Source organism: Pseudomonas sp. FP1742 (assembly GCF_030687145.1).
Taxonomy (GTDB): Bacteria; Pseudomonadota; Gammaproteobacteria; order Pseudomonadales; family Pseudomonadaceae; genus Aquipseudomonas; species Aquipseudomonas frederiksbergensis_D.
In genome coordinates, this window is sequence record NZ_CP117460.1 from 3215780 (window position 1) to 3229689 (window position 13910).

A 13910-nucleotide genomic window follows, 5' to 3' on the forward strand; every position below is an offset into this window, starting at 1 on the left:
ATAGGCCAGACCGGTCGCTGCAAAGTTTGGATATGGGTAAGATACCGGCCTTCCCCCGCAGCCCCTCTTCTGCGCCCTGCCGAATAAGCCCATTCCATGCCTTTCGAACTCAGCGTTGACCTCACTACTTTGGCCGTTCTGGCCTTCGTCGCTTTCATTGCCGGTTTCATCGACGCCATCGCCGGCGGTGGCGGTCTGTTGACCACCCCGGCGCTGTTGACCGCCGGCCTGCCGCCGCACCTGGTGCTGGGCACCAACAAACTCAGTTCGACCTTCGGCTCGGCCACCGCCAGCTTCACCTTCTACCGGCGCAAGCTGTTCCATCCTCGGCAATGGATGCACGCCATCGTCGGCACACTGGTCGGCGCACTCACCGGCGCTGTGGTCGCTCATTACTTGCCGGCGGAATGGCTGAACAAGATGCTGCCGGTGATTGTGTTCGCCTGCGGCTTGTACCTGTTGTTCGGTGGCACGCCGAAAGCGCCGCTGGACAGCGATGCACCGATCAGGAAGAAGTGGCAATCGAGCCAGGGCTTCAGTCTCGGCTTCTACGATGGCGTGGCCGGGCCGGGAACGGGGGCGTTCTGGACCGTCAGCAGCCTGCTGCTCTACCCCATCGACCTGGTCAAGGCCAGCGGCGTGGCGCGCAGCATGAACTTCGTCAGCAACATTGCGGCGCTGTCGGTGTTCATCTTTTCCGGGCAAGTGGACTGGATTATCGGCCTGAGCATGGGCCTGTCGGTGATGGTCGGCGCCTTCTTCGGCGCACGCACCGCCATCAGCGGCGGTGCGAAATTCATTCGCCCGGTGTTCATCACCGTGGTGCTGGGCCTGACCGTGCGCCTAGCCTGGCAGCACTGGTTCAGCGTGGCCTAAGCGCCGCGCCACGTAGACGTCGATCAGGTAGCGGGCAATCGAGCGTGACGCCGGCAGCGGCGGCAGCTCGTGCACGTTGAACCACTGGGCGTCTTCGATCTCATCTTCCTGACAGACAATCTCGCCACCGGCGTACTCGGCATGAAAACCGAGCATCATCGAATGCGGGAACGGCCAGCACTGACTGCCCATGTACTGAATGTTCTTGACCTCGATCTGCACCTCTTCGCGAACCTCGCGAATCAGGCAATCTTCGGCCGACTCACCCGGCTCGGCAAACCCCGCCAGCGTGCTGTAGACCCCGCTGACAAAACGCGGCGAACGGGCCAGCAGAACCTCGTCGCCACGGGTCACCAGCACGATCATGCTCGGCGAAATGCGCGGATAGTGGCGTAAATCGCACGGTTCGCAGTACATCGCCCGCTCACGCGGCACCTGGATCATCGCCTGCCCGCAGTTGCCGCAGAAACGATGTTCACGAGCCCAGGTACCGATTTGCGCGGCATAGCCGAGTACCTTGTAGACGGTGTGATCGCCGTCGAGCATGAACGCCCGCAGGCCTTTCCAGTTGCAGCCCGGCACTTCGCTGTGACTGCGCAGCTCCAGCAGGTACACCGGTTCACCATCGAGGTGACCGATGCCATGCTCGGCGAGAATCGACAAGTCCTGACGCTTGAGCCATTCCCGTGGAAACAGTGCGCCATTGTCATCGAACAAAAAACCTTCGGGGCTGCGCGCCACGGCCCAGCCGCCAGGTTGATCGGTGTCCAGTACTGCGGTGGTCCAGCGTGAAATCATGGTTAATCAATCCAGAAATTCGGGTTTCTGTTTGCTCATATGGGCGGCCATGGCCACGCGCAGATCGGTGGATTGCAGCATGGCGGCATTCCAGGTGGCGACGTATTCGAGGCCGTCGTCGATGCGATGGTCGCGCATGTAGCTGATCATCTCTTTGGTACCGGTGATGGCAATCGGCGACTTGCCGGCGATTTCGCGGGCAATCCCCATCACGCCTTCTATCAGGCTGGCGGTGTCGCTGTAGACGCGATTGACCAGGCCAATGTTACGCGCTTCTTCGGCGCCAAAGGTGCGACCAGTGTAAGCCAGTTCACGCAGCATGCCGTCACCGATGATCCGCGGCAAGCGTTGCAAAGTGCCAACATCCGCCGCCATGCCGATATCGATTTCCTTGATGGAAAATTGCGCGTCCTGGGCTGCGTAACGCATGTCGCAGGCCGAAATCAGATCGATGGCGCCGCCCAGGCAATAACCCTGGACCGCCGCCAGCACCGGTTTGCGGCAGTTGTCGACGGCGTTGAAGGATGCTTGCAGCGCCAGGATCTTGCGCCGCAGCAGGCGCGCATTGCGGCCGACGTCCTTGCCCAGCTCATTGGCCACACCGGCGAGCATCATCAGGTCGATGCCGGAAGAAAAATGCTTGCCGGCGCCACTGAGCACCACCACCCGCACTTCATCGGTATCGTCGATCCACTGGAAAATCTCGATGATCTCGCTCCAGAACGCGGCGTTCATCGAGTTGATCTTGTCCGGACGGTTGATCTGCACATGGGCGATGTTATCGGCCAGTTCGACGCTGAAGGCGGTGTATTGAGACATGGCAGTGATCCTTTACCGGACAGAAAATGAGGCCCGAACTATAACAAGGCAGCCGTGCCGGCAGTAAGGCAGCGGTTCGGCCAAATGCGGGACTGGTCTCAGGTTTTTTTAGCGTCTGAACGGCCCTTTCGCGAGCAAGCCCGCTCCCACATGAGGTCTTTGGTGCTCACAAATCCCCTGTGGGAGCGGGCTTGCTCGCGAAGGCCGCACCGCCGATCTAACGGTCCTTCACCGCCACAAACGCTACGGTTTCATAAGGCACGGTCACCACATCCCGCCCCCTCAGCGCCGGTTCCCCGGCGATCAGTGCCCGAAGTTGTGCATCAACCTTCGCCCGCTCCGCCACCGGCAACGCAGCGATATAACTGATGGAGCGCACCCGATTGAAAATTACATCCTCCAGCGACCCCGTATGACCATGACTGAAATACTGCACCTGCAACGGCCCGAATGCCTGATGTGGAAAGGCTTCGCGCCACGCGCCGGTGTAATAACGCGGTGTGTCGCCTTCCAGCGCGTTGACAATCGCATCCAGTTTTGGCATCCAGCTGACCTTGGCGTCGCGCAGGTTCCACACCAGCCCCAGCTTGCCGCCGGGCTTGAGCACCCGGGCAATCTCGGTCAACGCTTCGGTGCTGGCAAACCAGTGAAAGGCCTGAGCACAGACCACCACGTCCACCGACGCATCCGGCAGCGGCAGGTCGGTGGCGGTGCCGCTCACTGCCAGTACCTCAGGAAAGGCTTCGGACAGTTTCTCCAGCATCTGCGGCACAGGCTCCACCGCAATCACCTGCGCCCCGGTCGCCACCAGCTGCCCGGTGAACTTGCCGGTACCGGCGCCCAGGTCGAGCACGGTTTTATCGGCGTTCAACTCAAGGGTAACCGTAAGCCAATCAGCCACTTGGGCTGGATAATCCGGACGACCACGGACATAAGTGTCGGCACCGACTTTATACCCTGCGGCCGCAGAGTGATGGACCTGATCTTTCATGGCAGTTCTCCAAATGGACAACGAACGCTGTCGAGGATAGCGCCTCGATTTGCGCTTTCCTTGCAATGATTGTCAGAAAAAAATGAATAATTTTTCACACCGCGGTGTTCACCGTTCATCGCCCATGGGGTCATGACCATTGTCTATTGGTCGAGCATCGAACACGCCTTGATGCTGATTGGGCATCAAGGCGGCACTGGAGGGTACGGCGAAGTTATTGAGAAGCCGGCTTAGCACTCCAGCGAACTTATCACTATGCTGCACCTGACTTTCCAAGGAGGAACCTACCCCATGCCGATTTCTTCACGCGCTGCCTTGCTGGTTATCGACGTACAGAACGACTTCATTCCCGGTGGGCAACTGCCGGTGCCGGAGGGTGACCTGACCGTGCCCTTGATTAACCGCATCGGCCGCCAGTTCAAACAGGTCATCATTGCCCAGGACTGGCACCCGCCCGGCCACGCTTCATTCGCCTCCAGCCACCCCGGGCGCAAGCCTTACGACGTGATTCAGTTGCCTTACGGTGAACAGACGCTGTGGCCGGAGCATTGTGTTCGCGCCACGCCCGGCGCCGAGTTCCACCCGGAGCTGGACCTGCCCCACGCCCAATTGATCATCCGCAAGGGCTGCAACCCGGACATCGACAGTTATTCGGCATTTCTGGAGGCGGATCGAACCACCACCACTGGTTTGGCCGGGTACCTGAAAGAACGCGGCATCGACACGGTTTACATGGTTGGGCTGGCACTGGATTTCTGCGTGATGTTTTCTGCGCTGGATGCGCGGGCGGCGGGGTTCAATGCGTTTGTGGTGATGGATGCTTGCCGCGCGATTGATCTGGAAGGTTCGCTGGCGGCTGCGATTGAGCGGATGCAGGTGGCGGGGGTCGGGTTGATTGAGTCAACCGCACTACTCGACTGAACTGCAGATCGTTCCCTCGCCTGGCTCGGCAGTTGCTACAACGAATGCGTCAGGCTGAGTTGGGCAGCCACAAACGGAACCGTGCGCCGCCCAATGGCGATGCTTGCGCGGTCAGCGTGCCGTCCTGCGCTTCCAGCGCTCGGCGGCTGATCGCCAGCCCCAGGCCAAACCCGCCCGTGGCCCGGTCCCGGCTGCGATCCAGCCGATAGAACGGTTCAAAGATCCGCTCCCGCTCTTCCTCCGGAATGCCGATGCCATCGTCGTCCACCCAGATCTCACAGCCCTTGGGGCACACCTGCACACCAATCTGAATCCGCTTTTCGCAATAGCGCATGGCGTTGCGCAGCAGGTTCTGGATCGCCCGGGCGGTCAACCGCGGGTCCAGCGAGAAGCGTTCGAGCTGACCGTGCAGCAGCACATCAATGACGATTTCCGGTGACTCAAGCTCTTCATCGACGCTGCCCAAAATACTGTCGATGAATTCATCCAGCGACACCTCGACCTGTTCCGGCAGCCGCGCCGGGTTTTGCAAGCGGCTGTAGGACAGCAATTCCAGCACCAGCTCATCCAGTTCGCGAATGTGCGCGACCAGCCCCAGCAACCGCTCGCGACTGGTAGCCGGCAAGTCGTCGGACAGCGCCAGGGCCAGGCCGAAATCCAGCCGCGTCAACGGGGTGCGTAGCTCGTGGGACACGGCGTTGAGCAAGTCGCGCTGCTGGTTGAGCAGGTTTTCGATGTCGCCGGCCATGGTGTCGAACACATTGGCCAGGCTGCCGATGTTGGAGCTGGAGGATATCTGCGTGCGCTCGCTCAGGTGGCCCTTGCCGAAGCGTTCGGCGGTGCTTTTGAGACGTTCCAGGTCGCGCCAGTGCGGGCGCAGCCACAACAACAGGCAGGCCAGCATCGTCGCACCGATCAGCACGTTGATGCTCCAGTACAACCAACTGACATCCGTGGGGTCCGGTGGCACGACCATCTCCACCACCATCTGCTCGTTCAACGGTGTCACCGCCAGGGTGCGCCAGCCCCAGTCGCCGATGCGTACCACGTTCTCCCCGCGCTGCAAGCGTTCGCGCTCATCCAGGGTAAATTCGGCATCGTCGTTGCGGGCCAAAATGATGTGCAGCGGCTGGAACTCCTTGTCCATCTCCGCCGCCATTGCGGGCCATTGCTCGACAGGGACACCGCGAAACTGTTTGACGATCAGGGTTTGCAAGCCTCGGGAATAATCGAGGTTGTAGGTCACAAAACGCTCATGGAAGGCCTTGATCACCAGGTCCGGCACCAGGTAGATCGCCGCGCTGAACGAGACAATGGTCACCAGATACAGGCGAAAGAGGATTCTGAACATATGTTCAGCATTCCCACTCGGAACGGCTGAACAGGTAACCCTTGCCCCACACGGTCTTGATTTTGCGTGCCTCTCCGGCATGGTCGTCGAACTTGCGTCGCAGCTTGGAAATAGCCACGTCCACCGAGCGATCGGTGCCATTGAACTCGATACCACGCAGGCGTTGCAGAATCTGGTCGCGGCTCAGCACTTCGCCGGCATGCCGGGCCAGCACCACCAGCAGGTTGTATTCACCGCTGGACAACTCGACCAATTGCCCGCGCCAGGTCACGGTGCGCTCCGAAAGGTCGATGCACAGGTTGCCCATCAGAATGCGGTCGTTGGCGGTCAGCGGTTCGCTGAGGCTGCTGCGCCGCAGCAAGGTCCGCACCCGGGCCAGCAACACACGGGGCTCGCAGGGTTTGGTGACGTAGTCGTCGGCGCCCATTTCCAGGCCCAACACTTGATCGTGGCTGTCATCCCGGGCGGTGAGCATCAGGATCGGCAAGGTCGCCGAATCGGCCCGCAGCAAGCGGCAGACCTGCAAACCGTCGAGCCCGGGCAGCATCAGGTCGAGAATCACCAGATCCGGCGGATTCACCCGCGCTCGTTCACGGACGTGATCGCCGCGGCTGATCACATTGACTGAGTAGCCATTGCGTTCCAGGTAGCTGGAAATCAGTTCGGAGAGCGCGGTGTCGTCTTCGACCAGGAGGATGTTGGGCATGGTGTTTCCAGAAAGTGCTGTGGCGACGGGGCCGGCCTCTTCGCGAGCAAGCCCGCTCCCACATGGAATCTGTGTCGCACTGAAGATCAAATGTGGGAGCGGGCTTGCTCGCGAAGGCGGCATAACCGTCGCAAAAAGTTTCAAGCTGCGAAGGATATACGCCCTCACGCACACGCGAGCAAAACCCTTACACAATTTCACACAGCACCTACAAAGCTTCACCGCTACCCTCATCGACTCCCCGTAGGATGCGGGTAGTCATTATTGGGGTATTTCCATGTCAAAGAACCTGCTTGCCACACTCAGCCTGATTGCCCTGGCGTTGACACTGAGTGCTTGTGACCAGTCTTCGACCGCCGAAGAGCAAGCACCACTGGCCACGGTGCGCATCGAAACCATCGAAGCCCGCCCTCTGTCGATCAGCAGCGAACTGAGCGGGCGGATTGCCGCGCCGCGCATCGCCGAAGTCCGCGCCCGTGTCGCCGGTGTGGTGCTGCAGCGGGTCTTCCAGGAAGGCAGCGACGTGAAAAAAGGCGACGTTCTGTTCCGTATCGACCCGGCCCCCTTCAAGGCCGACCTGGACAGCGCCGAAGCCGCGCTGCGCAAGGCCGAAGCCAACGCGTTCCAGGCCAGATTGCAGGAGCAGCGTTACGCCCAGTTGATCGAAGGCAACGCCATCAGCGCTCAGGATTACGACAATGCCCGCGCCAACGCCCGGCAAACCGCCGCCGATGTCGCCGCCAACCAAGCCGCGGTGGAGCGGGCGAAACTTAACCTCGGCTATGCCACCGTCACCGCGCCGATTTCCGGGCGCATCGGCCGCGCGCTGGTGACTGAAGGCGCGCTGGTGGGGCAGAACGAAACCACGCCGCTGGCGCTGATTCAGCAGTTGAACCCGATCCACGCCGACCTGACGCAATCGACCCGTGAGCTCAACGACCTGCGCCGGGCCTTCCGTTCCGGCCAACTGCAGCAAGTCGGCCAGGGCCAGGCCAAAGCCACGCTGATCCAGGACGACGGCAGCCTTTATCCGTTGCCCGGCAAGTTGTTGTTCACCGACATCACCGTCGACCAGGGTACCGGCCAGATCATCCTGCGCAGCGAGTTCCCCAACCCGGACCTCGACTTGCTGCCGGGCAGCTTCGTTCGCGTGCGTCTGGAGCAAGCGTTCAATCAGCAAGGCATCAGCGTGCCGCAACGGGCCATCCAGCGTGACAGTGCCGGCATCGCCCAAGTGCTGTTGCTCGACGCCGAGCAGCGGGTCGGTCAGCAACCGGTAGAGCTGGGCGCGGTGCAGAACGATCGCTGGATCGTCACCCGCGGCCTCAAGCCCGGCGACCGCATCGTCACTGAAGGCCTGCAACACGCGCGCCCCGGTGAAAAAGTCCAGATCGACAATACCCCTCTTCCACTTGCCCAGGTTTCTGGTCAGTAAGCAGGACGCTTTTTATGCCGCAGTTCTTTATCGACCGCCCGGTGTTCGCCTGGGTGGTTGCCTTATTCATCCTGCTGGCCGGTGCGTTGGCCATTGGGCAGTTACCCGTGGCGCAATACCCGAACGTGGCGCCGCCGAAAGTCGAAATCTACGCCACCTACCCCGGCGCTTCGGCGCAGACCGTGGACGAAAGCGTGGTCAGCCTGATCGAGGGAGAACTCAACGGCGCCGACCATCTGCTGTACTTCGAATCCCAGAGCAACCTCGGCAGCGCCACCATCACCGCGACGTTCCAGCCGGGCACCAATCCGGAAATGGCCCAGGTCGATGTGCAAAACCGCCTCAAAGCGGTTGAGTCGCGCCTGCCTCAGGCGGTCACCCAGCAAGGTTTGCAGGTGGAGAAAGTCTCCGCCGGTTTCCTGTTGCTGATCACCCTCACCTCCAGCGACGGCAAGCTCGATGACGTGGCGCTCAGCGATTACCTGGCGCGCAACGTGATGAACGAGATCAAGCGTCTGGATGGCGTCGGCAAAGCCCAGTTGTACGGCGCCGAACGAGCGATGCGGATCTGGATCGACCCGCAGAAGCTGATCGGCTTCAACCTGACCCCGGCTGACGTCAACGCCGCCATCGTTGCGCAGAACGCTCAGGTTTCCGCAGGCAGCATCGGCGACTTGCCGACCCGCACCACTCAGGAAATCACCGCGACCGTTCTGGTCAAAGGCCAGCTGTCGACGCCTGAAGAATTCGCCGACATCGTGCTCAAGGCCAATCCCGACGGTTCCACCGTGCGCATCCGTGATGTGGCACGGGTCGAGATCGGCAGCCAGGAATACCAGTTCTCCACGCGCCTGAACGGCAAACCGTCCACCGCCGTCAGTGTGCAACTGTCGCCGGGCGCCAATGCCCTGAGCACGGCAACGCTGGTGCGGGCGAAGATGGATGAACTGGCGCGCTACTTCCCGGCGGGTGTCGAATACAAGATCCCGTACGACACCTCGCCCTTCGTCAAAGTCTCGATCACCAAAGTGGTCTACACCCTCGGCGAGGCGCTGCTGCTGGTGTTTGCGGTGATGTTCCTGTTCCTGCAAAACATCCGCTACACGCTGATCCCGACGCTGGTGGTGCCGGTGGCGTTGATGGGCACGTTTGCGACCATGCTCGCGCTGGGCTTCTCGATCAACGTGCTGACCATGTTCGGCATGGTGCTGGCCATCGGCATTCTGGTGGACGACGCGATTGTGGTGGTGGAGAACGTCGAACGAATCATGGCCACCGAAGGCCTGTCGCCCAAGGAAGCGACGCGCAAGGCGATGAAGCAGATCACCGGGGCGATCATCGGTATCACCCTGGTGCTGGTGGCGGTGTTCATTCCGATGGCGTTCATGCAGGGCTCGGTCGGGGTGATTTACCAACAGTTCTCGCTGTCCATGGCCACGTCGATCCTGTTCTCGGCGTTCCTCGCCCTGACGCTGACCCCTGCGTTGTGTGCGACGCTGTTGAAGCCGATTGCCAAGGGCGAGCATCACGAAAAAGCCGGATTCTTTGGCTGGTTCAACCGGCGCTTCGAACAACTGACCGAGCGTTATCAGGGCTGGGTCGCCTATGCGTTGAAACGCACCGGTCGTTACCTGTTGATCTATGGCGTGCTGCTGGTCGGCCTGGGATTGTGTTTCAGTCGCCTGCCCTCCTCATTCCTGCCGGTGGAAGACCAGGGCTACACCATCACCGACATCCAACTGCCACCCGGCGCGAGCAAGAATCGCACAATAAATGTGGTGGAGCAGATCGAAGCACACAACGCCACCGAACCGGGCGTCGGCGACAGCACAGTGATTCTCGGCTTCAGTTTTTCCGGCAGCGGGCAGAACGCGGCGTTAGCGTTCACCACGCTCAAGGACTGGTCGGATCGGGGCAGCGACGACTCGGCGAGTTCCATCGCCGATCGCGCCAACATCGCGCTGAGCCAGATCAAGGATGCCATGGCTTTCTCGGTGCTGCCGCCGCCGGTTGACGGTCTCGGCACCTCCAGTGGTTTCGAGTTCCGCTTGCAGGACCGTGGCGGCCTCGGCCATGCCACGCTGATGAAAGCGCGCAGCGAATTGCTCGCCGCCGCCGAGAAAAGCCCGATCCTGATGAATGTGCGCGAAAGCGCCCTGGCCGAAGCGCCACAGGTTCAGCTGGAAGTCGACCGCAAACAGGCCAACGCCCTGGGCATATCCTTTGCCGACATTGGCAATGTGCTGACCACGGCGGTCGGTTCGGCCTACATCAACGACTTTCCCAACCAGGGGCGAATGCAGCGAGTGGTGGTCCAGGCTGAGGGCGATCAACGCAGCCAGGTCGCCGATCTGCTGAAGATTCACGTGCGCAACAACGCTGAAAAAATGGTGCCGCTGTCGGCCTTCGTCCGGGCCAACTGGACCCAGGGCCCGGCGCAATTGACCCGATACAACGGCTACCCGGCCATCAGCATTTCCGGCGAACCGGCGCCCGGTTACAGCACTGGCGAAGCCATGGCGGAAATCGAACGGCTGGTGGCGCAAGGCCCGGCGGGGTTGGGTCAGGAATGGACCGGGTTGTCGCTGCAGGAACGCTTGTCCGGTAGCCAGGCACCGATGCTGCTCGGGCTGTCACTGCTGATCGTGTTCCTGTGTCTGGCGGCGCTGTATGAGAGTTGGTCGATTCCGACCTCGGTGCTGCTGGTGGTGCCGCTGGGTGTGCTCGGCGCGGTCCTGGCTGTAACCCTGCGCGGGATGCCCAATGACGTGTTCTTCAAGGTCGGGCTGATCACCATCATTGGCCTGTCGGCGAAGAACGCGATCCTGATCATCGAGTTTGCCAAGAGCCTGTATGACGAAGGTCATGACCTGATCGATGCCACGCTGCAAGCGGCGCGCCTGCGGTTGCGGCCGATTGTGATGACATCGCTGGCGTTCATTCTCGGGGTGGTGCCGTTGGCGATTGCTACCGGGGCCAGCTCGGCGAGTCAGCAAGCCATTGGTACCGGAGTGATCGGCGGGATGATCACGGCGACATTGGCGGTGGTGTTTGTACCGGTGTTTTTTGTGGTGGTGATGACGTGGGTGAAGCGCTTGACCAAAGCGTGATTGGGGTCCTTCGGGCGACGGTTGCCAATGTCGCCCGCAGACTAAATTGGCATACATAATTGTTATAAGAAACGATTTTCTTACACCTGCCACATTTGACAGTATCGGAAATAGCCATGAGCTCATAAGCTGCATTCGCCAGTTTGTTAAACAATTCAGGCTAATTCAGGGGTACTTATGAGCAGGAACACTACCGGCACTGTTACAGCGAAGATAAAAGATCGTCCGGACTATATCGCCAATAAGTTTTTTAAACTCTACCTCAACCCCAAAGACAATTATTTACATGCGATGTCGTCCCACTACCTGGATTCCAACTATGAAGGCATGATCAGTTTACGAATCCCCTATAACGGAGATGTCACCAACGAGACCTACAAAATTGACGACGACTACAACGACACCACCACTGCGAAGGCGTCATATATCGTTTTTTCAGCCGGCGCACAACCTTATGTCGCGCATTCAGGTGAGCTGACCCTCGTCAACATTAACATGGCAAGCCAGACAGCAACCTGCTCTTTCAAGTTTAGCGCCAAGTGGGGGGCGGACGAAGTTGAAATCAGCGAAGGACTTTGTGATCTTAAAGGTTTTGATGATAGTATTCGCGTCCGCTCGGAAAGTGAAAACAAAGTATCCATTCCTGAACTTTCTGGTGCGCAGCACAACAGATACGATGCAAACCTGTTTGATCTATCCTGGAAGCAAAAGATGGAAGTTGGTATGCCTTATGACAATTGGACAGGATGGTCTGCTTGTCATTCGTCCGAAATCCCAGCTGGGATCCAAAGTGTACTTTCTGTCAAAATCGCGGATCATCTAACAGTGGGCACGTACGATCTTGATACCAACAAGGATAAAATTCACGTGCTTTACATGGATGTTTATCCCGGCGCCATAGCTTTCAGCACAATTAGTGGGAGCCTGACGCTTGAATCGGTTCCGCCGAAGGGGTCGTCGGGAGGTATCTTGAAAGGCGTCATCAACGACTACAAGGGCGAGGCGCATACCTCGGATGGAATAAAAAATATTTCTTTTATAAGCGGAACGTTCCTTATCGAGGGGAAAACAGCACACGTTTGAGCCGTTGCAAGGGCATTCGGTGATTCGACGAACTTCAATAACCTCTTACTCCCTGTATCAACTCACGACAAGGCTGCTAAGGTGCTGAAAAGCCCCTGACCGTGAGCCCCCATGCCCTTCCTCGCCCGCACCCACCCTCGCCTGTCCGCCGCCGCCACCTTTGGCGTCGCGGCAGGCATTCTGACTCCGGCCGATTCGGTCATCAGTAAAATTCTTATCGGCTGGAATGTCGGGGTCTGGACTTATCTGATCCTGATGCTCTGGCTCGCCACACGCGCCAAAGCCCCGGACGTGAGGCGCATTGCCGAGATCGAAGATGAAAACGCTGGGTTGGTGTTGTTCGTGGTGTGCATCGCGGCGCTGGCCAGTCTGGCGACTATCACCTTCGAACTGGCAGGCAGCAAGGACTTGGAAACCACCCGCAAGCTCATGCACTACGGTTTCACCGCCCTCACGGTGATCGGTTCATGGCTACTGATCGGCGTGATTTTCAGCGTGCACTATGCCCGCCTGTTCTACACCTGGGACGGCAAAGACCTGGCGCTTCGCTTCGCTGAGGGGCTTGAAACCCCCAATTATTGGGACTTCCTGTATTTCTCGTTCACCATCGGTGTGGCCGTGCAAACTTCGGACGTCGGAGTGGCTACTCGGGACTTGCGCAAAATAGTATTGGCGCAATCGTTGATCGGGTTTGTGTTTAATACTGCGATTCTGGGGTTTTCGATCAATATTGCGGCGGGGCTTTTCAACTGATTATTCAATGCACATAAAAGCAGGCTTAGACGACGTATTCCACAGGCCTCGCCCTGCCCGCCCACAGGCATGAACCATCCAACGCATGCCTGTGGGATGATCTATCAACCGTAACTCGTCGCACAAAGCTTCTAGATATTGTCCCCCTGCTACACGCTAGGCTTATGGGTTGACGCCAGCGCTGTGCCGCAAGTGCTGCGCAAATGTTCCAGACGCGTGATTCTTTGACCGTAAAAGTCGGCTCCACGGGAATGAATTTTCGCTCTTCTTTTATTGCTGCGGCCCTGCAGAATGCTGTTCGTAACGGCAAATCTGCACAAGTGCCCTGAATAAAGTCTTGTAATGGAAGAAAAAAGCGCAAAAGCGGCAAAAAAATCACAAAAAAAAAAGGTTGTAAACTGTCAACCCTGACAGTTTACAACCGAGTCCTATTTAAGTTTCCATACAACATCCAGAATTAGGACTGCTCAGTCTTTGGATGCCTCTAAACCATTATGTATGGAGATAAACTCATGAGCTTCGCAGCCCGAGCCTATGCGACAAATATTCAAGCGCAAGCATACTTGTCCGCCACCATCAATGGCGATTCCAATCCAAGTTTCAGACACGTCAAAATCCCCGCATTCAAGGAGTTTCGCTCTACCTCTATCCCTTCAATAGAATTGAAGGATTTCCCCGATGGTCAGCATTACTGGTTAAGAGCTGGACACACTGAAAATGGCATGACACAAACGATCGAATTTGTTTTTTTCACAAAACCTGCACCGGGAATCTTTTCAATATCCAAGGACATTGAAGATATCAGAGTAACTTACAACTCAAATCCTGTGAATGGTGATTTACACGTAGCCGATAGCGGTAGCATCACGCTTCAATATGATAGAGACGAACAAACCCTGACCGCAATGTGGAGCGGTTTGTTTGATCATGGCGGGGCAGATGGCAACAGTCTGTTTCCGATCCAAGGAGAATTTCTTATTAACTACGATCTGATCCGGAGCCGAAAATAAGTCGCCAACAGCCCATAATAAAAAGGAAGCTTTCAAGCTTCCTTTTTTACGCCGTCA

General features: G+C 58.6%; 12 protein-coding genes. 7 read left to right on the top strand and 5 right to left on the bottom strand.

All coding sequences use genetic code 11. From position 1 onward, the window contains the following. The first annotated feature begins 96 nt into the window (after positions 1 to 96). Complete coding sequence (locus PSH64_RS14205; protein WP_105346092.1) at positions 97 to 876, top strand: TSUP family transporter; 780 nt, start codon at positions 97 to 99, stop codon at positions 874 to 876. Here PSH64_RS14205 and nudC read toward each other — a convergent pair. The 3 genes from nudC to PSH64_RS14220 form a co-directional block, all read right to left on the bottom strand. Then, a complete protein-coding gene (gene nudC, locus PSH64_RS14210) occupies positions 844 to 1674 on the bottom strand; it encodes an NAD(+) diphosphatase (RefSeq protein ID WP_105346091.1) in 831 nt (276 codons plus the stop codon). The two genes, PSH64_RS14205 and nudC, sit on opposite strands and share 33 nt — an antisense overlap. Before the next feature lie 6 nt (positions 1675 to 1680). Next, entirely contained in the window at positions 1681 to 2493 is an 813-nt protein-coding gene (locus PSH64_RS14215; RefSeq protein WP_105346088.1) for a crotonase/enoyl-CoA hydratase family protein, read from the bottom strand. A 217-nt stretch (positions 2494 to 2710) separates the two neighbouring features. After that, positions 2711 to 3484, bottom strand: coding sequence for a class I SAM-dependent methyltransferase (locus PSH64_RS14220; RefSeq protein ID WP_105346086.1), 774 nt, complete (start codon positions 3482 to 3484; stop codon positions 2711 to 2713). A gap of 291 nt (positions 3485 to 3775) precedes the next feature. Between PSH64_RS14220 and pncA the strand changes: the two genes are divergently transcribed. Continuing rightward, entirely contained in the window at positions 3776 to 4405 is a 630-nt protein-coding gene (gene pncA, locus PSH64_RS14225; RefSeq protein WP_305481043.1) for a bifunctional nicotinamidase/pyrazinamidase, read from the top strand. Between the two features lie 49 nt (positions 4406 to 4454). Here the strand turns inward: pncA and PSH64_RS14230 are convergent, their stop codons facing one another. Together PSH64_RS14230 and PSH64_RS14235 are read right to left on the bottom strand one after the other, a co-directional pair. Then, positions 4455 to 5756, bottom strand: a complete 1302-nt coding sequence (locus PSH64_RS14230) for an ATP-binding protein (protein WP_105346082.1) — start codon at positions 5754 to 5756, stop codon at positions 4455 to 4457. 4 nt (positions 5757 to 5760) lie between these two features. Then, positions 5761 to 6462 (bottom strand): response regulator transcription factor, encoded by a 702-nt coding sequence (locus tag PSH64_RS14235; protein ID WP_105346079.1) that lies wholly within the window; start codon positions 6460 to 6462, stop codon positions 5761 to 5763. A 277-nt stretch (positions 6463 to 6739) separates the two neighbouring features. Here PSH64_RS14235 and PSH64_RS14240 point away from each other — a divergent pair, with 277 nt between their 5' ends. The 5 genes from PSH64_RS14240 to PSH64_RS14260 all read left to right on the top strand — a co-directional run bounded on the left by PSH64_RS14240 (position 6740) and on the right by PSH64_RS14260 (position 13853). Next, positions 6740 to 7897, top strand: a complete 1158-nt coding sequence (locus PSH64_RS14240) for an efflux RND transporter periplasmic adaptor subunit (RefSeq protein WP_305481044.1) — start codon at positions 6740 to 6742, stop codon at positions 7895 to 7897. A 14-nt stretch (positions 7898 to 7911) separates the two neighbouring features. After that, positions 7912 to 11007 carry an efflux RND transporter permease subunit gene (locus PSH64_RS14245; RefSeq protein WP_305481045.1) on the top strand — a complete coding sequence of 1032 codons (3096 nt, stop codon included), beginning with the start codon at positions 7912 to 7914 and terminating at the stop codon, positions 11005 to 11007. A gap of 177 nt (positions 11008 to 11184) precedes the next feature. After that, positions 11185 to 12090, top strand: a complete 906-nt coding sequence (locus PSH64_RS14250) for a hypothetical protein (protein ID WP_305481046.1) — start codon at positions 11185 to 11187, stop codon at positions 12088 to 12090. Positions 12091 to 12201: 111 nt separating this feature from the next. Beyond that, the gene (locus PSH64_RS14255; RefSeq protein WP_105346070.1) at positions 12202 to 12843 is read left to right on the top strand and encodes a DUF1345 domain-containing protein; all 642 of its coding nucleotides are present in this window, start codon (positions 12202 to 12204) and stop codon (positions 12841 to 12843) included. A gap of 512 nt (positions 12844 to 13355) precedes the next feature. Beyond that, positions 13356 to 13853 (top strand): hypothetical protein, encoded by a 498-nt coding sequence (locus tag PSH64_RS14260; protein WP_305481047.1) that lies wholly within the window; start codon positions 13356 to 13358, stop codon positions 13851 to 13853. Positions 13854 to 13910: the final 57 nt, after the last annotated feature.

Bases quoted from the DNA above. Each gene is read 5' to 3' on its own strand.
- PSH64_RS14245 (WP_305481045.1), top strand. From the start codon at position 7,912: ATGCCGCAGTTCTTTATCGACCGCCCGGTGTTCGCCTGGGTGGTTGCC.
- PSH64_RS14220 (WP_105346086.1), bottom strand. From the start codon at position 3,484: ATGAAAGATCAGGTCCATCACTCTGCGGCCGCAGGGTATAAAGTCGGT.
- PSH64_RS14235 (WP_105346079.1), bottom strand. From the start codon at position 6,462: ATGCCCAACATCCTCCTGGTCGAAGACGACACCGCGCTCTCCGAACTG.
- PSH64_RS14255 (WP_105346070.1), top strand. From the start codon at position 12,202: ATGCCCTTCCTCGCCCGCACCCACCCTCGCCTGTCCGCCGCCGCCACC.
- PSH64_RS14250 (WP_305481046.1), top strand. From the start codon at position 11,185: ATGAGCAGGAACACTACCGGCACTGTTACAGCGAAGATAAAAGATCGT.
- nudC (WP_105346091.1), bottom strand. From the start codon at position 1,674: ATGATTTCACGCTGGACCACCGCAGTACTGGACACCGATCAACCTGGC.
- pncA (WP_305481043.1), top strand. From the start codon at position 3,776: ATGCCGATTTCTTCACGCGCTGCCTTGCTGGTTATCGACGTACAGAAC.
- PSH64_RS14215 (WP_105346088.1), bottom strand. From the start codon at position 2,493: ATGTCTCAATACACCGCCTTCAGCGTCGAACTGGCCGATAACATCGCC.
- PSH64_RS14260 (WP_305481047.1), top strand. From the start codon at position 13,356: ATGAGCTTCGCAGCCCGAGCCTATGCGACAAATATTCAAGCGCAAGCA.
- PSH64_RS14230 (WP_105346082.1), bottom strand. From the start codon at position 5,756: ATGTTCAGAATCCTCTTTCGCCTGTATCTGGTGACCATTGTCTCGTTC.
- PSH64_RS14240 (WP_305481044.1), top strand. From the start codon at position 6,740: ATGTCAAAGAACCTGCTTGCCACACTCAGCCTGATTGCCCTGGCGTTG.
- PSH64_RS14205 (WP_105346092.1), top strand. From the start codon at position 97: ATGCCTTTCGAACTCAGCGTTGACCTCACTACTTTGGCCGTTCTGGCC.